The following is a 16,522-nucleotide window of genomic DNA, read 5'->3' as shown; positions in this document are numbered from 1 at the left end:
GACGCCGTACCTGGGTGTCGCCATAACCGAGGCAGGAGGGGACGATGAGCGATCACAATGACTGGGTCCAGGCCGGCGACGCCAGCCTCAGCTCGGCAGGGCATGCGAAAATCGGCGAAACCCTGACGGCGTTTCTGCTGGACCCGAACTCCGGGCAGATGCTGGCGCGCGTTCCCTACAAAGTCCCCAACGAGAACGAATCCTATCAGCATAGTTGGACTCACTATTTCGCCGAAGCCATCAACAAAGCCAATACTCCCCTGCGAGCGGGCGAAAAAAACGCCTCTGGTGGGTTCGATACCCCGTGGAGCAGCTACCGCAATCGACTGTGGAAACCGCGCAATTCAAATGGCGTGGCGTTCTCGACCCATCCGGGCCTGAGCAACTGGGTGGACGTCGGCGCGGTGGACACTCAATTGCCGGTCGCCCCCGGCCTGTCCGTACGCGTGGTGGTAAGCAGCCCCAAAGGCCCTGTGCACGAAACCATCGACCTGCCCCTCGACAATAACAGCAGCGATCCCGCGATCTGGCCCGCGAAACTCGCCAGCTTGTTGGACGAGCGCGGTAGCCTGGTACGCATCGGCCTGGGCAACGCGACCACTCAACGCATCGAGCCTCAGCCGCCTGGCAGCCTGAACCGCCTGTGGCTGCCACGCGGCGCGGACCTGCGCGTCCAGTTGAGCGTGCAGGTCTCCTCGAGCTGGCAGCAGGACGCCGAGCAGGTTTACCAACGCCTGTGCGAGGTCATGCGTCTGCAGCCCGATGAAGCAGAAACCGCCCAATGGCTGGCTGGCTTGCAGAACGGACGCTTCGCCGACATCCGTTATCCGACCTCGGCCCGCCAAGCCGATGTCGATCCACTGTACCTGCATCTGGAGCGGACTCGGCTGTTGGCCAGTTGCTCTGACGCGGCCTGCACGAAGGCCGCCGCCGATGCCCTGGTGTTCTATGCCAGCAGCAACTACCAGACAACCAACTGGTGGCATCGTCAGATCGGCTTGGCCAGGGCGGCGTCTGCCGGGTTGGTGCTGCTCGCCGATGGCCCCCAGCGCAGCCGCCTGGGCGGGGTGGTCGACTATCTGCAGGCCGCCGCCAACACGGGCCTGGGCTACACAGGCGCCAACCAGGCCGACTTCGCCTACATCCAATTGCACTGGGCCATTGCTGGCTGGAAGATCAAGCAGGACGACAGTTACCTGAGCCAAGTGGCCGAGGCGGTGCAGACCGTTTCGCGGTTGTGCCTGCCGGTCAGCCTTGCGGGCGCCGAGCAGGGCGAGGGCATACGCGTCGACCACTCGTTCAGCCAGCACAACCCGGCGCCCGAGGGCGCGCTCTATTCGCAACTGTACGCAGCCACCTACGGCTTCGTCCTGCTCAACACGCTGTTCGCCTTCAAGGTGCTGCTGACCGGCGTCTTCTCGCTGGAGCGCGAGTCCGTGCGCAACATCGAGCGCTTCATGGTGCAGGGCCTGGGCTGGTTCGCCCAGTCCGGTTTCTACGACTTCCATGTGTGCGGTCGGGCGATCAGTCGTGGCATGGAAGGTCATCGCTCATGGGCCCGGTGGTGTGACGTGCTGCTGGCTGATGCACCGCAGCATCCGGAGTTGCTGCGCACGATGAAAGCCCGCGCGCTGGGCCAGCCCTTCGATGGCAGCGCCTTCAAAGGCAACCGCGCCTATTGGACCAACGACTACATGAGCCACCTCGCTGCTGGCTTCGCGCTGTTCGCCAAGCTGGTGTCGACCCGTACCGTGGGTACCGAGAGCGGCAACGGCGAGAATCTCAAAGGGTATTACCTGGGCTGCGGCAGCTACTTCGCGGTGGCGAGCGGCGAGGAATACAAGAACATTCAGCCGCTGTGGGACTGGCAGAAATTGCCGGGCACTACCGTGGAGCAGGTGCCGAACTTCGCCTTCCCGCTGATCGACTGGGGCTATGGCGCCTGGGGCAGCCATGATGCCACTGGCGTGGTCAGCAACGGCGCTGCAGGCGTGGCCTCGATGCAACTGACCCGCGGTAACATCAGCGACGCGCGCAAGTCGGTGATGGCGGTGGGCGAACAGGTCTATTGCCTGGGCAACGCGGGAAACCTGAACAGGACCCGGCACCCGGTGTGCACCACCGTCAACCAGAGCTGGCTGCGCGCAAAGGTGCAGGTGCGCTTGCGCGATGGCCGTCAACAGACACTCGACCAGGGGCGTCTGAGCAGCGAGGACATCGCCGAAGTGATCCACGACGGCTTCGTCTACCGTTTCCTGCACGTCACCCAACGCGTCACCGTGGACATCAGTGCGCGCACCGGTGCCTGGAGCGACATCAACCGGAACGGGTCTGCCAAGCGCGTGCGTGGGACGGTGTTCTCGCTGTGGGTCGAACACGAGAAATCCGGTCTGGGCGACTACTGCTACAGCATCAGCCGGTCCGATCAGCCAGCCCCACCCAGCGGCCAATGCACCCTCGGCAACGCGGCCCATGTCCTCACCGGGCACGGCCTGCAAGGCGCGATGGGCACCCTGTTCACCGATGCCGAGGTGCTGGTGCAGCTCGAACAGGTGCAACTGACGCTCAGCGGACCGCTGGCGTTCATCGCCGAGCACAGCGACGCGAGCACCCTGCGGCTGACGTTGGCCGACCTCACGCAAAAGCGCCAGTCCATCGTCGTGCACCTGAACTGGGCCGGCAAACACACCACCCACACGGTCGACCTGCCTACCGATGAAGCGCAGCGTGGCAAGAGTCTGACGCTGACACTGACCGCCAGCGGCCTGCAGTCGCGCACCTGAGCACCTGGGAAGCTGTACCCCAAAGACTCGGTCAATCTGACGCGCCCCCACGTGGGGGCGCCCGTGATAGCCTACTCGGCTTGCACAAGAAGACTGACCCTCTCAATGGAATGCAGCCTATGACCCAAACCTCTCCCTCCCCGACAGATGACCAGCATCTGCAACGCAACCTGACCAACCGCCACATTCAGCTCATCGCCATCGGCGGCGCCATCGGCACCGGCCTGTTCATGGGCTCGGGCAAGACCATCAGCCTGGCCGGTCCGTCGATCATCTTCGTCTACATGATCATCGGCTTCATGCTGTTCTTCGTCATGCGCGCCATGGGTGAGCTGCTGCTGTCGAACCTGAACTACAAATCGTTCATCGACTTTTCCGCCGACCTGCTCGGCCCCTGGGCCGGCTACTTCACCGGCTGGACCTACTGGTTCTGCTGGGTGGTCACCGGCATCGCCGACGTGGTCGCCATCGCCGCCTACACGCAATTCTGGTTTCCGGAGCTTCCCCAGTGGATACCGGCACTGACCTGCGTGGCGGTGCTGCTGTCGCTGAACCTGGTCACGGTCAAGCTGTTCGGCGAGATGGAGTTCTGGTTCGCCCTGATCAAGATCATCGCCATCCTCGGCCTGGTCGCCACCGGCCTGTACATGGTGGTCACCGGTTTCACCTCGCCGAGCGGGCGCACTGCGCAACTGGCCAACCTGTGGAACGACGCCGGCATGTTCCCGCATGGGGTCATGGGCTTCTTCGCCGGCTTCCAGATCGCCGTGTTCGCCTTCGTCGGCATCGAGCTGGTGGGCACCACCGCCGCCGAAGCGAAGAACCCCGAGCGCACCTTGCCCCGGGCGATCAACTCCATCCCGATCCGCATCATCGTGTTCTACGTGCTGGCACTGATCGCGATCATGGCCGTGACCCCATGGCGCGACGTGGTGCCGGGCAAGAGCCCGTTCGTCGAGCTGTTCGTGCTGGCCGGCCTGCCGGCAGCGGCGAGCATCATCAACTTCGTGGTGCTGACCTCGGCGGCGTCCTCGGCCAACAGCGGCGTGTTCTCCACCAGCCGCATGCTCTTTGGTCTGGCCCAGGAAGGTGACGCGCCGAAGGCGTTCGAGAAACTGTCGCGCCGCGCCGTCCCGGCCAACGGCCTGTACTTCTCCTGCACCTGCCTGCTGCTGGGCGCGGTGCTGATCTACCTGGTGCCGAACGTGATCGAAGCCTTCACCCTGGTGACCACGGTATCGGCGGTGCTGTTCATGTTCGTCTGGACGCTGATCCTGCTGTCGTACCTGAGCTACCGCAAGCACCGTGAGCCCCTGCACCAGGCCTCGAAATACAAGATGCCGGGCGGACGCTTCATGTGCTGCGTGTGCCTGGCGTTCTTCGCCTTCATCCTGGTGTTGCTGAGCCTGGAGGCCGATACCCGCTCGGCGCTGGTGGTCACGCCGCTGTGGTTCCTGATTCTGGCGGTGACTTACCAGTTCGTGCGCAGCAAGCGCCAGGCGCGCGGCGCCGTGCGTCGCGATTGACTGACGCGGGGCCGCCGTGCGGCCCCGATCACCCCGCCCCGGCACCAGCTCGGTGCAGCCCTCGCCAGCGAGCACCAACCTCGCCCCCGCCTACGCCCCGCCCCGAAGCACAGCCCGTCTGCCGCGTGCCTTTGCGCACCACGGCACAGCCTTTGCAGTCTCCCCTGCGCCAACACCACAACAACGCAGCGGAGAGAGCACATGAAGCGTCGCAGTCTGATCAAGGCCTTTACCCTCAGCGCATCGCTCGCGGCCATGGGCCTGAGCTGGAGCCTCCAGGCCGCCGAGACCATCAAGGTCGGCATCCTGCATTCGCTGTCCGGCACCATGGCCATCTCCGAGACGTCGCTCAAGGACATGGCGCTGATGACCATCGACGAGATCAACGCCAAGGGCGGGGTCAACGGCAAGATGCTCGAACCTGTGGTGGTAGACCCTGCGTCCAACTGGCCGCTGTTCGCCGAGAAGAGCCGCCAGTTGCTGACCCAGGACAAGGTCGCGGTGGTGTTCGGCTGCTGGACGTCGGTGTCGCGCAAGTCCGTGCTGCCGGTGTTCGAGGAACTCAACGGGCTGCTGTTCTACCCGGTGCAGTACGAGGGTGAAGAGATGTCGCCAAACGTCTTCTACACCGGTGCGGCGCCTAACCAGCAAGCGATCCCAGCGGTTGAATATGTGATGAGCGAAGACGGCGGCAGCGCCAAGCGCTTCTTCCTGCTGGGCACCGACTACGTGTATCCGCGCACCACCAACAAGATCCTGCGCGCCTTCCTGCACAGCAAAGGCGTGGCCGACAAGGACATCGAAGAGGTGTACACCCCGTTCGGCCACGCCGATTACCAGACCATCGTCGCCAACATCAAGAAGTTCTCCGCTGGCGGCAAGACGGCCGTGATCTCCACGGTCAACGGCGACTCCAACGTGCCCTTCTACAAGGAACTGGCCAACCAGGGCCTGAAGGCCACCGATGTGCCGGTGGTGGCGTTCTCGGTGGGTGAAGAAGAGTTGCGCGGCATCGACACCAAGCCGCTGGTCGGTCACCTGGCGGCCTGGAACTACTTCGAGTCGGTGGATAACCCGGTCAACCGGAAGTTCGTGGCTGACTGGAAGGCCTATGCCAAGGCCAAGGGCCTGCCCGGCGCCGACAAGGCGGTGACCAACGATCCGATGGAAGCCACCTACGTGGGCATCCACATGTGGGCGCAGGCAGCGGAAAAAGCCAAGTCCACCGATGTGGACAAGGTGCGCGAAGCGCTGGCCGGGCAGACCTTCCAGGCGCCGTCGGGCTTCACCCTGACCATGGACAAGACCAACCACCACCTGCACAAGCCGGTGATGATCGGCGAGATCCAGGACGACGGGCAGTTCAGCGTGGTCTGGGAGACCGAACAGCCACTGCGCGCGCAGCCTTGGAGCCCGTTCATTCCGGGCAACGACAAGCGGCCTGACCATGCGGTGAAAGGCAACTGAGTGCAGGGGGCCGCGCGGCGCGCCCAATCGCGCGACGAGCCCGCCCCCACAACAGCCGCGTGACCCCATGAACATGGGGTTACACAGCCCCGGTGGGAGCGGGCTTGCCCCGCGATGAATCCACCTCCGATATCCAGGACTGCCCACATGCTCAGACTGCTGCTGACGCTGTTACTGCTCCTGCCGCTGGTAGCCGAGGCCAGCGAGGGCGAATTCTTCCTCGCCGCCAAGCCTGCCGAGCAGGCCAACCTGCTCGAACGCTGGGCCGCGCAGCCGGACCCTGCGCGCCTGGCGCTGCTGGAAAACCTGCGCGAAGGCCGCATTGCCGCCGATGACACGCGCAAGGTGCGCCTGAACAACCGCTTGCGCGGCCTGATCGACAACGCCCTGGCCAGCCACCAATTGTCCGCAGGCGACAGCCGTGTGCGCCTGGGCGCGGCCCAGCAACTGCAGAAAAGCGCGCAACCGGCGCAGATGGCAACGCTCGACCGCGCTTTCGCCCAGGAGTCCGACCCGGCGGTGCACGCCGCGCTGGGCCTGGCCTTGGCCAACCTGCAACTGGGCGCCAGCGAACCGCGCGTGCGTCTGGCCGCCGTGCGCCTGCTTGGCGAGACAGGCGACCCGCTGGCCCGCACCCGCCTCGAAGCACTGCTGCAACCCGGTGCGGAAAGCGATCCGGGCGTGCGCACCGCCGCCGAAACCAGCCTGGCCCAGGTGCAACGCAAGCTGTTGATCGGCGAACTGCTCGGTCAGGCCTTCAGCGGCCTGTCGCTGGGCTCGATCCTACTGCTGGCGGCGCTGGGCCTGGCCATCACCTTCGGCCTGCTCGGGGTGATCAACATGGCCCACGGCGAAATGCTCATGCTCGGCGCCTACAGCACCTACCTGGTTCAGGTGCTGGTGCAGCGCTATGCCCCCGGCGCCCTGGAGTTCTATCCGCTGATCGCCCTGCCGGTGGCCTTCGCCATCAGCGCCGGGGTCGGCATGGCGCTGGAGCGCACGGTCATCCGCCACCTCTATGGCCGCCCCCTGGAAACCCTGCTGGCCACCTGGGGCATCAGCCTGATCCTGATCCAGGCGGTACGCCTGCTGTTCGGCGCGCAGAACGTCGAAGTGAGCAATCCGGCCTGGCTGTCCGGCGGCGTGCAGGTGCTGCCGAACCTGGTGCTGCCGTACAACCGCCTGGTGATCATCGGCTTCGCCCTGGCCGTGGTGCTGCTCACCTGGCTGCTGCTCAACCGCACGCGGCTGGGGCTGAACGTGCGTGCCGTCACCCAGAACCGCAACATGGCGGCGTGCTGCGGGGTGTCCACCGGCCGCGTGGACATGCTCGCCTTCGGCCTCGGTTCGGGCATCGCCGGCCTCGGTGGCGTGGCCCTGAGCCAGGTCGGCAACGTCGGCCCGGACCTGGGCCAGAGCTACATCATCGACTCCTTCCTGGTGGTGGTGCTCGGTGGCGTCGGGCAACTGGCCGGCAGCCTCTGGGCGGCCTTCGGTCTGGGCATCGCCAACAAGCTGCTGGAACCGCAGATCGGTGCGGTGCTCGGCAAGATCCTCATCCTTGCGCTGATCATTCTGTTCATCCAGAAGCGCCCGCAAGGTCTGTTCGCCCTCAAGGGACGGGTAATCGACTGATGAACCAGCCACTGCTTGTCACCGCCGCGCACAAGGCCGGGCCTCGGCTGTCGTTGGCCCTCGGCGCCCTGCTGACCCTGGTGCTGATCGCCCTGCCGCTGTTGTCGCTATTGCCCGAGGGGCACGCCCTGCAGGTCTCGGCCTACACCCTGACGCTGGTCGGCAAGATCCTCTGTTACGCCATCGTCGCCCTGGCCCTGGACCTGGTCTGGGGCTACGCCGGGTTGCTGTCGTTGGGCCACGGCCTGTTCTTCGCCCTGGGCGGCTACGCCATGGGCATGTACCTGATGCGCCAGGCCGCCGGCGACGGCCTGCCTGGCTTCATGACCTTCCTGTCGTGGAGCGAGCTGCCGTGGTACTGGGCCGGCACCCAGCATTTCGCCTGGGCACTGTGCCTGGTGGTGCTGGCGCCGGGGCTGCTGGCCCTGGTGTTCGGCTGGTTCGCCTTCCGCTCGCGGATCAAGGGCGTGTACTTCTCGATCATGACCCAGGCCCTGACCTTCGCCGGCATGCTGTTGTTCTTCCGCAACGAGACCGGCTTTGGCGGCAACAACGGCTTTACCAACTTCCGCACCATCGTCGGCTTCGACGTGGCCGCGCCCGGCACACGGGCGGTGTTGTTCCTGCTGACCGTGGCCTTGCTGCTAAGCAGCCTGTACCTGTGCTGGCGGCTGACCCGCAGCAAGTTCGGCCGCCTGCTCACCGCCCTGCGCGACGCCGAGAACCGCCTGATGTTCTGCGGCTACGACCCGCGCGGCTTCAAGCTGCTGGTGTGGGTGCTCAGCGCCGTGCTGTGTGGCCTGGCCGGTGCCCTTTACGTGCCGCAGGTGGGCATCATCAATCCCAGCGAGATGTCGCCGACCAACTCCATCGAGGCCGCAGTGTGGGTGGCCCTGGGCGGACGCGGCACGCTGATCGGCCCACTGCTCGGCGCCGGCCTGGTCAACGGGATGAAAAGCTGGTTCACCGTGGCCTTCCCGGAGTTCTGGCTGTTCTTCCTCGGCGCACTGTTCATTTTGGTCACCCTGTACCTGCCCAAGGGCGTGGTCGGGCTGCTGAAGAAAAGGAGCCAGCCATGAGAGGCCTGCCTGCGGTACACCCGGAGTTCATGCTCGAGCCGGTGTTCGATCAGCTCGGCAGCGGTCGCGATGCCATCGGCCTGGGCCAGCCCCGCAAGGCCGGACTCGACACCCGCCACGGCACCGTGTTGAGCCTGGAGGACATCAGCGTCAGCTTCGACGGCTTCAAGGCGCTCAACGCCTTGACCCTGTACATCGGCGTCGGTGAACTGCGCTGCATCATCGGCCCGAACGGCGCCGGCAAGACCACGCTGATGGACGTGATCACCGGCAAGACCCGGCCGGACAGCGGCAGCGCCTTCTTCGGCGACACCCTCGACCTGACCCGCCTGAGCGAATACCAGATCGCCCAGGCCGGCATCGGTCGCAAATTCCAGAAGCCTACGGTGTTCGAGGCGCTGACGGTGTTCGAGAACCTCGAACTGGCGCTCAAGACCGACAAATCGGTGTGGGCCAGCCTGACCGCGCGGCTGACCGACGCGCAACGCGCGCGTATCGACCAGGTGCTGGGCACCGTGCGCCTGCACAGCCAGGCCTCGCGCCAGGCCGGGTTGTTGTCGCACGGCCAGAAGCAGTTCTTGGAGATCGCCATGCTGCTGGTGCAGGAGCCGCAGTTGCTGCTGCTCGACGAGCCGGTGGCGGGCATGACCGACGCCGAGACCGAGTTCACCGCCGAGCTGTTCAAGGGGCTGGCGGGCAAGCACTCGCTGATGGTGGTGGAGCACGACATGGGCTTCGTCGGCAGCATCGCCGATCATGTCACCGTGCTGCACCACGGCAGCGTACTGGCGCACGGATCGCTGGAACAGGTGCAGGCGGATGAGCGGGTGGTCGAGGTGTACCTCGGTCGATAGGGAGAGGCTGAATCGGCGTGGGAGCGGGCATGCCCCGCGTCTAGACCTGCCCGGCCAACATCATTTGCAGGTCTGGCGCTAGCGCGGGGCGAGCCCGCGCCCACGACCTGAATCACCGGATGGCAGAACATGCTGAAAATCGACGCACTGCACCAATACTACGGCGGCAGCCACATCCTGCGAGGCCTGTCGTTCGAGGCCAAGGTCGGCGAAGTGACCTGCCTGCTGGGCCGCAATGGCGTGGGCAAGACCACCCTGCTGCGCTGCCTGATGGGCCTGGTGCCCGCCCGCGAGGGCCGCATCGAATGGGAAGGCAAGCCGATCACCGCGCTCAAGCCCCAGCAGCGGGTGCACGCGGGCATCGCCTACGTGCCCCAAGGCCGGGAAATCTTCCCGCGCCTGACGGTGGAGGAGAATCTGCTGATGGGCCTGTCGCGCTTCAGCGCCCGCGAGGCGCGGCAGGTGCCGGCGTTCATCTATGAACTGTTCCCGGTGCTCGAACAGATGAAGCAGCGCCGAGGTGGCGATCTGTCCGGCGGCCAGCAGCAGCAACTGGCGATCGGCCGTGCCCTGGCCAGCCGCCCGCGCCTGCTGATTCTCGACGAGCCCACCGAAGGCATCCAGCCCTCGGTGATCAAGGAAATCGGCGCGGTGATCCGCCGCCTGGCGCAGCGCGGCGACATGGCGATCCTGCTGGTGGAACAGTTCTACGACTTCGCCGAGGCGCTGGCCGACCAGTACCTGGTGATGGCCCGTGGCGAGATCGTGCAGCGCGGCCGTGGCGAAAACATGCAGGCCGAGGGTGTGCGCGGGCTGGTAACCATTTAATCTGCGGCCTCGACTTCGCGAGACACTGCCATGAGCGACTGCATCCGCGATGCCCGGCCAGACGACCTGGCCGGCATCCTCGACATCTACAACGACGCCGTGTGCAACACCACGGCGATCTGGAATGAAACCCCGGTGGACCTGGCCAACCGTCAGGCCTGGTTCGCCGCCCGGGCCGAGCAGGGCTACCCGATTCTGGTGGCGACCGACGACAGCGGCGTGCTCGGCTACGCCTCGTTCGGCGACTGGCGCCCCTTCGAAGGTTTCCGCCACACGGTGGAGCACTCGGTGTACGTGCGCGGCGACCAGCGTGGCAAAGGCCTGGGGCCGCTGTTGATGCAGGCGCTGATCGAGCGTGCCCGCAGCGGTGGCAAGCACGTCATGGTGGCGGCCATCGAAAGCGGCAATGCCGCCTCGATCCGCCTGCACGAGCGCCTGGGCTTCGCCGTGACCGGGCAGATGCCGCAGGTGGGGGTGAAGTTCGGCCGGTGGTTGGATCTGACCTTCATGCAACTGCTGCTCAACCCAGGTGCCGAGCCCCGCTGAAGCTGACGTTGAGCACCGGCAGGATCACATCTGGGTGAACCGCCCCAGACGCTGGCGCAACATGCTGTTCTCGCTGCGCAACTGCTGCACTTCCTCCAGCAGTTCCAGCGCCAGCGCCACCCCTTCCCATTCCAGCTCCAGCTCCTGGTGCAGCTTCACCGCGCGCTTGACGGTGACCGGCGCGTGGTCGTCGAACACCCAGTCGTCGGGCGTTCGCCCTGAGGGTTCAACGATGCCGTGCTCGACGATCTCGATCACGCAGTCGGCCGTGAGGTTGGCTTCCTGGCAGAGGGTTCGCATGTCCAGTTGAACGATCAGGGTGCTGCTCATGGTCACTTACTCCATTGTGTCCTCGGGTTGAACGCGGCCTGCTCGGAGAGCTTGGTCCACAGTTCGCGGGTGGTCGCATCGGAGGTGCTGGGCATGACCACCTTGAGCTGGGCGTAGAGGTCACCGCGCTCGCCCTGCTTGGTGGCCAGGCCCATGCCCTTGACCCGCAGGCGCTGGCCGCTCTGGCTGTCGGGGCGGATGGTCAGGTTGATCTTGCCGGTGAGCGTCGGCACCGCCACCTTGGTGCCCAGGGCGGCTTCCCACGGTGCCAGGGGCACGGTGATGATCAGGTCGTGGCCCTCGACGTCGAACAGCGGGTGCGGGGCCATGCGGATGGTCAGGAACAAGTCGCCGTTGGCGCCGCCGCCCGCGCCCGGTGCGCCCTGGCCCTTGAGGCGGATGCGCTCGCCGTCGGTGACGCCGGCCGGGATCTTCACGTTCAGGGTCTTGGTGGTGAAGCCGGTGCGTTGCCCGGCGGCGTTGGTCTGCGGCACCTGGAAACTGATCTGCTTGGATTCCTTGCTCAAGGTCTCTTCGAGAAACACCGCCAGTTCCAGTTCCACGTCCTGCCCTCGCCTGCCGGCACTGCGCTGCTGTTGCTGGCCGCGCGCGCCGCCAAAGGGATTGCCGCCACGGGCACCGAAGATCGAGCTGAAGAAGTCGGAGAAATCGCCGCCCTCGAAACCACCGCCGCCACCGCCACGGCTTTCCCAGCCCGGCGGTGCCTGGAACGGCCGGCCGTGCTGGCCACCGTACTTGCGGATCTCGTCGTACTCGGCGCGCTTGGTGGCGTCGCCCAATACTTCGTAGGCCTCGTTGGCCTCCTTGAATTTGTCCTCGGCGTCGCGCTCCTTGCTGACGTCAGGGTGATACTTGCGCGCCAGCTTGCGGTAGGCCGCCTTGATCGCCTTCTCGTCCGCGCTGGGGTCAACGCCGAGTACCTTGTAATAGTCTTTGAAGTCCATCTAAGGATCACCAGTAGGAAATATCGTGCTGCTTGTGAAGATAGGGGTGAAGCATAGCCTTTCAAGGGCCGTTTGGCGTTGCGCCATGACAGACGATCGGTCTTGATTCTGTCGGCCACTGGCATAAACTGCGCGGCCGTTTTGCCTCCGGAAGCTTTCCCCCATGTCTGACGTATCCCCGGCCCGCGCCCTCGGCATCGACTTCGGCACCTCCAACTCCACCGTGGGTTGGCACCGCCCGGGCGTCGAATCGCTGATCGCCCTGGAAGAGGGCAAGATCACCTTGCCGTCGGTGGTGTTCTTCAACATCGAGGAGCGTCGCCCGGTGTACGGCCGCCTGGCCCTGCACGAGTACCTCGAAGGCTACGAAGGCCGCTTGATGCGCTCGCTCAAGAGCCTGCTGGGCTCCAAGCTGATCAAGCACGACACCAGCGTGCTGGGCAGCGCGTTGCCGTTCAAGGACCTGCTGGGACTGTTCATCGGCGAACTGAAGAAGCGCGCCGAAGCCAGTGCCGGGCGCAGTTTCGAGCAGGTGGTGCTGGGCCGCCCGGTGTTCTTCGTCGACGACGATCCGGCCGCCGACCAGGAGGCCGAAGATACCCTGACCGAGGTGGCGCGCAAGATCGGCTTCAAGGACGTGTCGTTCCAGTACGAACCCATCGCCGCCGCCTTCGACTACGAGTCGGGCATCACCGCTGAAGAGCTGGTGCTGATCGTCGATATCGGCGGCGGTACCTCGGACTTCACCCTGATCCGCCTGTCACCCGAGCGTCATCGGCTGGACGCGCGCCAGGACGACATCCTCGCCACCGGCGGCGTACACATCGGCGGTACCGATTTCGACAAGCAGCTCAGTCTGCAAGGCGTGATGCCGCTGTTCGGCTATGGCAGCCGAATGAAAAGCGGCGCGCTGATGCCCACCAGTTATCACCTGAACCTGGCCACCTGGCACACCATCAACGCCTTGTACGGCCAGAAATCGCAGTTGGCCCTGGGCAACATGCGCTATGACATCGAGGACACCCTGGGCATCGACCGGCTGTTCAACTTGATCGAACAGCGCGCCGGGCACTGGCTGGCGATGGAAGTGGAGGCCAGCAAGATCGAACTGACCGAGCGCGACAGCCGCAGCATCGACCTGGGCCGGGTCGAGTCGGGGTTGGTGGCGCAGTTGAGCCGGGCCTTGTTCGAAGACGCCATCGACGGTTTGCTGCAACGGGTACGCGGCAGTGTCGACGAGCTGCTGGTCAAGGCCGGGGTAACGGCGGCGCAGGTCGACACGGTGTTCTTTACCGGCGGCTCCAGCGGCATCCCGGCGCTGCGCAATAGCGTCGCGGCGATGTTGCCCAACGCCCGGCACGTGGAAGGGAACATCTTCGGCAGCATCGGCAGCGGGCTGGCGATCGAAGCGCGCAAGCGCTACGGGGCGGTCTGAGATCGCGCGGGGCTCTAGCGCGGGCAACCTGCGCTAGAGCCCCCGATGGCCTTCAGACCAGCTCCATACGCCGCAACTCGCTCTTGAGATAGGCGTAGTAGATCGGCCCCGCCACCACCCCCGGTAACCCGAACGCCGCCTCGAACACCAGCATCGCCAGCAGCAGTTCCCAGGACTTGGCGCGGATCTGCCCGCCGACGATACGCGCGTTGAGGAAATACTCGACCTTGTGGATCACGATCAGGTAACCCAGCGCGGCAGCCGCCACCCAGATCGACAGCGACAGCCCGACGATGGTGATCAGCGTGTTGGAGATCAGGTTGCCGATCACCGGCAGCAGACCCAGCAGGAAGGTCAGCACGATCAGGGTCTTGGTCAACGGCAGGTGCACGCCGAACAGCGGCAGCACCACGGCCAGGAAGATGCCGGTGAAGGTGGTGTTGAGCAGGGAAATCTTGATCTGCGCGAAGACGATGTTGCGAAACGCCTGCACCAGCAGGCTCAGGCGCTCGAACAGCGCAGCCGCCAGCGGCTTGCGCCGGGACAGGTCGGGGATACGCTGCAAGGCGATGATGGCGCCGAGAATCATGCCGATCAGCAGGGTCACGAACATGTGTGCCATGCCCTTGCCCACCAGTTGCAGATCGCTCAGGTGACTGCGTATCCAGTCGCCGATGGCCACCTTGAACTCGGCGGCACTGGCGGGCAGGTAACCCTCGATGAACGGCGGCAACTGACCCCGCGCGCGCTCCACCAGGCCCATGAACTTGTCCAGCGAAGCGCCGGGGTTCTCGGCCTCGTGCAGCAGGAAGCTGAAGGCGCCGGCGATCAGCAACGCCAGGCTGGTGACCACCAAGGTGCCCAACAGCGCCACCGCCAGCCAACGGGCGCGCTGGCCGGCGATCAGCGGTTGCAGGCGCGGGGTGAGCATGTTCACCAGTTCGAACACCAGCAGGCCGGCCAGCAGGCTGGGCAACAACTTCAGGGGCAACGCCAGGAGCAGGCCGGCAACCACGATGATGCAACTGGCCAGGGTGATCTGGCGGGGAGTGAAGGTCATACAGCCTCGGCGGCAGACAGCGGGAAGATCCGCAGTCTGCCAGCCTTCAGGCGACAGGCATAGGCACCGGTCACTTCTTCTTCAGACAGTCGCTCATGAACGCTTTTCGTGCGTCGCCCTTGAGCGACTGGCCGCTGGCGTCAGCGTTGCAGGTCTTCATTTTCTCCTGCTGGGTGGGGGGCGACTTCTTCAGGCAGGTGCTCATGAACGCCTTGCGCGCATCGCCCTTGAGCGACTGGCCCGTGGCTTCGGCGTTGCAGGTCTTCATCTTTTCCTGTTGCGCCGTGGCGGCGAATCCCTGCCCGGCGATCGACATGCCCAACACCAGCAATGACACGTGCAGCAGCTTCATGGAGTGGTCTCCTTGTCTGCGCGCTGGATGCGCGCTCGTCCTGCTGAGTGTAGACAAGAATTTTTACATCCTCGGCCAGGCCCCGTATTCCGGCCTCTTGCCGCTTCGCTTGATGAATCGAACTCCTGACGCGCCGTGCGGTTCCAAGCTTAACAGCCACCCGTAACGGACCTTTTGCAAGGAGCGTAATCATGAGCAAAGCGACCCTGGCCGTCCTGATCGCCAGCGCAGCCCTCGCCGCCTGCAGCAGCAACAGCCGCCCGGAAAATCCGGTCGACTACGTCACCTACCGCAACGAGCCGCTGGTCAAGCAGGTCGAGAACGGCATGACCACGCAGAAGGTCATCGCCATCGGCGGCAGTCCGTCGAACATGAGCGACCTGCCCAACGGGGGCATCTGCAACGACTACATCCTCAACAAGGATGGCAAGCAGCAGCCTTACTACGTGCGCTTCGACGCCAGCGGGCATGTCGACGCCAAAGGTTTCAAGACCTGCAAGCAACGAGAAGAGGACCGCAAGGCCGTGCCTGGCGCGTAAAACCTCTCGAGACTCTGACCTGAAAAGCTGATTCGACTGGAGAATCCCATGAGCAACTCTGTACTGACCGATATCGAAACCCTGCGCCATCGTGCCCGTGAGCACGTCGAGAACGGCGCCATCACCGAAGGCTACAAGGCCGACCGTGAAGAGATCATCCGCCTGCTCAACGAGTCGCTGGCCACCGAGCTGGTCTGCACCCTGCGCTACAAGCGCCACTACTTCATGGCCAGCGGCATCAAGGCCAGCGTCGCCGCCGAGGAGTTCCTCGAGCACGCCAACCAGGAATCCGAGCACGCCGACAAGCTGGCCGAGCGTATCGTGCAACTCGGTGGCGAACCGGACTTCAACCCGGACAACCTGAGCAAGAACTCCCACGCCCAGTACGTGGCCGGTTCCAACCTGAAGGAAATGGTCCTCGAAGACCTGGTGGCCGAGCGCATCGCCATCGACAGCTACCGCGAGATCATCCAGTACATCGGCGACAAAGACCCGACCACTCGCCGCATCTTCGAAGACATCCTGGCCCAGGAAGAAGAGCACGCCGACGACATGTCGGATCTGCTCGAAGGCCTGTAAGTCAGGTATCCTCGGGGCCGCTTTGCGGCCCTTTCGCGGCACAAGGCCGCTCCCACAACGTCCGCGTAAACCCTCAAAACAGGGGCCTTGCACGGATTCTGTGGGAGCGGCCTTGTGCCGCGATGGGCTGCGCAGCAGCCCCAATGCCAGCAATACAGATCTCAAGGGAACAGCGTTAGCACTGCAGCCTTCTTCAAGCGCATCACTTCTTCGACTTCACCGCAGCCGGCGCCTTGCCAGCCTTCATGCGCTCTAGCAGCGGTATGCATGGATTGGACTCCCACAACGTCCGCGTACCCCCTGAAAACAGGGCCTTGCACGGATTTTGTGGGAGCGGCCTTGTGCCGCGATGGGCTGCGCAGCAGCCCCAATGCCAGCAATACAGATCTCAAGGGAACAGCGTTAGCACTGCAGCCTTCTTCAAGCGCATCACTTCTTCGACTTCACCGCAGCCGGCGCCTTGCCAGCCTTCATGCGCTCGAGCAGCGGTATGCATGGATTGGACTCCCACAAAGTCCGCGTACCCCCTGAAAACAGGGCCTTG

General features: G+C 64.8%; 15 protein-coding genes. 11 read left to right on the top strand and 4 right to left on the bottom strand.

Annotated elements, in window-relative coordinates:
- Positions 1-44: 44 nt before the first annotated feature.
- The 8 genes from NJ69_RS21660 to NJ69_RS21625 all read left to right on the top strand — a co-directional run bounded on the left by NJ69_RS21660 (position 45) and on the right by NJ69_RS21625 (position 10,718).
- Positions 45-2,783 (top strand): polysaccharide lyase family 8 super-sandwich domain-containing protein, encoded by a 2,739-nt coding sequence (locus NJ69_RS21660; protein ID WP_039582913.1) that lies wholly within the window; start codon positions 45-47, stop codon positions 2,781-2,783.
- A 119-nt stretch (positions 2,784-2,902) separates the two neighbouring features.
- On the top strand, positions 2,903-4,309 hold the full coding sequence (gene cycA, locus NJ69_RS21655; protein WP_039582912.1) for a D-serine/D-alanine/glycine transporter: 1,407 nt from the start codon (positions 2,903-2,905) through the stop codon (positions 4,307-4,309).
- A 201-nt stretch (positions 4,310-4,510) separates the two neighbouring features.
- A complete protein-coding gene (gene urtA, locus NJ69_RS21650; protein ID WP_039582910.1) occupies positions 4,511-5,776 on the top strand; it encodes an urea ABC transporter substrate-binding protein in 1,266 nt (421 codons plus the stop codon).
- Between the two features lie 114 nt (positions 5,777-5,890).
- Entirely contained in the window at positions 5,891-7,411 is a 1,521-nt protein-coding gene (gene urtB, locus NJ69_RS21645) for an urea ABC transporter permease subunit UrtB (protein ID WP_430736660.1), read from the top strand.
- Complete coding sequence (urtC, locus tag NJ69_RS21640; RefSeq protein ID WP_029613671.1) at positions 7,411-8,490, top strand: urea ABC transporter permease subunit UrtC; 1,080 nt, start codon at positions 7,411-7,413, stop codon at positions 8,488-8,490. Before urtB ends, urtC begins: the two co-directional genes overlap by 1 nt.
- Entirely contained in the window at positions 8,487-9,344 is an 858-nt protein-coding gene (gene urtD, locus NJ69_RS21635; protein ID WP_039582908.1) for an urea ABC transporter ATP-binding protein UrtD, read from the top strand. The genes urtC and urtD overlap by 4 nt, the downstream gene beginning before the upstream one ends.
- 129 nt (positions 9,345-9,473) lie before the next feature.
- Positions 9,474-10,172, top strand: a complete 699-nt coding sequence (urtE, locus tag NJ69_RS21630; protein ID WP_039582907.1) for an urea ABC transporter ATP-binding subunit UrtE — start codon at positions 9,474-9,476, stop codon at positions 10,170-10,172.
- A 30-nt stretch (positions 10,173-10,202) separates the two neighbouring features.
- Complete coding sequence (locus NJ69_RS21625; protein WP_039582904.1) at positions 10,203-10,718, top strand: GNAT family N-acetyltransferase; 516 nt, start codon at positions 10,203-10,205, stop codon at positions 10,716-10,718.
- 24 nt (positions 10,719-10,742) lie between these two features.
- Here NJ69_RS21625 and NJ69_RS21620 read toward each other — a convergent pair whose 3' ends face one another.
- Entirely contained in the window at positions 10,743-11,048 is a 306-nt protein-coding gene (locus NJ69_RS21620; RefSeq protein ID WP_039582903.1) for a chaperone modulator CbpM, read from the bottom strand.
- Positions 11,049-11,050: 2 nt separating this feature from the next.
- Positions 11,051-12,013 carry a curved DNA-binding protein gene (gene cbpA / locus NJ69_RS21615; RefSeq protein ID WP_029613669.1) on the bottom strand — a complete coding sequence of 321 codons (963 nt, stop codon included), beginning with the start codon at positions 12,011-12,013 and terminating at the stop codon, positions 11,051-11,053.
- Positions 12,014-12,176: 163 nt separating this feature from the next.
- On the opposite strand from cbpA, the gene NJ69_RS21610 reads away from it, so the two are divergent.
- Positions 12,177-13,448 carry an Hsp70 family protein gene (locus tag NJ69_RS21610; protein ID WP_039582902.1) on the top strand — a complete coding sequence of 424 codons (1,272 nt, stop codon included), beginning with the start codon at positions 12,177-12,179 and terminating at the stop codon, positions 13,446-13,448.
- 52 nt (positions 13,449-13,500) lie between these two features.
- On the opposite strand, the gene NJ69_RS21605 is transcribed toward NJ69_RS21610, so the two are convergent.
- Both NJ69_RS21605 and NJ69_RS21600 read right to left on the bottom strand, forming a co-directional pair.
- Positions 13,501-14,508 (bottom strand): AI-2E family transporter, encoded by a 1,008-nt coding sequence (locus NJ69_RS21605; RefSeq protein ID WP_029613667.1) that lies wholly within the window; start codon positions 14,506-14,508, stop codon positions 13,501-13,503.
- 70 nt (positions 14,509-14,578) lie between these two features.
- Positions 14,579-14,860 (bottom strand): PsiF family protein, encoded by a 282-nt coding sequence (locus NJ69_RS21600; protein ID WP_029613666.1) that lies wholly within the window; start codon positions 14,858-14,860, stop codon positions 14,579-14,581.
- Between the two features lie 191 nt (positions 14,861-15,051).
- Here NJ69_RS21600 and osmE point away from each other — a divergent pair, with 191 nt between their 5' ends.
- Together osmE and NJ69_RS21590 are read left to right on the top strand one after the other, a co-directional pair.
- Positions 15,052-15,399: an osmotically-inducible lipoprotein OsmE gene (gene osmE / locus NJ69_RS21595; RefSeq protein WP_039582900.1), complete on the top strand. Its 348-nt coding sequence runs from the start codon at positions 15,052-15,054 to the stop codon at positions 15,397-15,399.
- A gap of 48 nt (positions 15,400-15,447) precedes the next feature.
- Positions 15,448-15,978: a ferritin-like domain-containing protein gene (locus NJ69_RS21590; RefSeq protein ID WP_029613665.1), complete on the top strand. Its 531-nt coding sequence runs from the start codon at positions 15,448-15,450 to the stop codon at positions 15,976-15,978.
- Positions 15,979-16,522 lie beyond the last annotated feature (544 nt).

Source organism: Pseudomonas parafulva (assembly GCF_000800255.1).
Taxonomy (GTDB): Bacteria; Pseudomonadota; Gammaproteobacteria; order Pseudomonadales; family Pseudomonadaceae; genus Aquipseudomonas; species Aquipseudomonas boreofloridensis.
The sequence above is the reverse complement of the archived record's forward strand: the minus strand, read 5'-3'. Positions and strand labels throughout refer to the sequence as shown.

Bases quoted from the DNA above. Each gene is read 5' to 3' on its own strand.
- NJ69_RS21605 (WP_029613667.1), bottom strand. From the start codon at position 14,508: ATGACCTTCACTCCCCGCCAGATCACCCTGGCCAGTTGCATCATCGTG.
- osmE (WP_039582900.1), top strand. From the start codon at position 15,052: ATGAGCAAAGCGACCCTGGCCGTCCTGATCGCCAGCGCAGCCCTCGCC.
- NJ69_RS21625 (WP_039582904.1), top strand. From the start codon at position 10,203: ATGAGCGACTGCATCCGCGATGCCCGGCCAGACGACCTGGCCGGCATC.
- urtD (WP_039582908.1), top strand. From the start codon at position 8,487: ATGAGAGGCCTGCCTGCGGTACACCCGGAGTTCATGCTCGAGCCGGTG.
- NJ69_RS21660 (WP_039582913.1), top strand. From the start codon at position 45: ATGAGCGATCACAATGACTGGGTCCAGGCCGGCGACGCCAGCCTCAGC.
- urtB (WP_430736660.1), top strand. From the start codon at position 5,891: ATGAATCCACCTCCGATATCCAGGACTGCCCACATGCTCAGACTGCTG.
- NJ69_RS21620 (WP_039582903.1), bottom strand. From the start codon at position 11,048: ATGAGCAGCACCCTGATCGTTCAACTGGACATGCGAACCCTCTGCCAG.
- cbpA (WP_029613669.1), bottom strand. From the start codon at position 12,013: ATGGACTTCAAAGACTATTACAAGGTACTCGGCGTTGACCCCAGCGCG.
- NJ69_RS21590 (WP_029613665.1), top strand. From the start codon at position 15,448: ATGAGCAACTCTGTACTGACCGATATCGAAACCCTGCGCCATCGTGCC.
- urtA (WP_039582910.1), top strand. From the start codon at position 4,511: ATGAAGCGTCGCAGTCTGATCAAGGCCTTTACCCTCAGCGCATCGCTC.
- NJ69_RS21600 (WP_029613666.1), bottom strand. From the start codon at position 14,860: ATGAAGCTGCTGCACGTGTCATTGCTGGTGTTGGGCATGTCGATCGCC.
- urtC (WP_029613671.1), top strand. From the start codon at position 7,411: ATGAACCAGCCACTGCTTGTCACCGCCGCGCACAAGGCCGGGCCTCGG.
- urtE (WP_039582907.1), top strand. From the start codon at position 9,474: ATGCTGAAAATCGACGCACTGCACCAATACTACGGCGGCAGCCACATC.
- NJ69_RS21610 (WP_039582902.1), top strand. From the start codon at position 12,177: ATGTCTGACGTATCCCCGGCCCGCGCCCTCGGCATCGACTTCGGCACC.
- cycA (WP_039582912.1), top strand. From the start codon at position 2,903: ATGACCCAAACCTCTCCCTCCCCGACAGATGACCAGCATCTGCAACGC.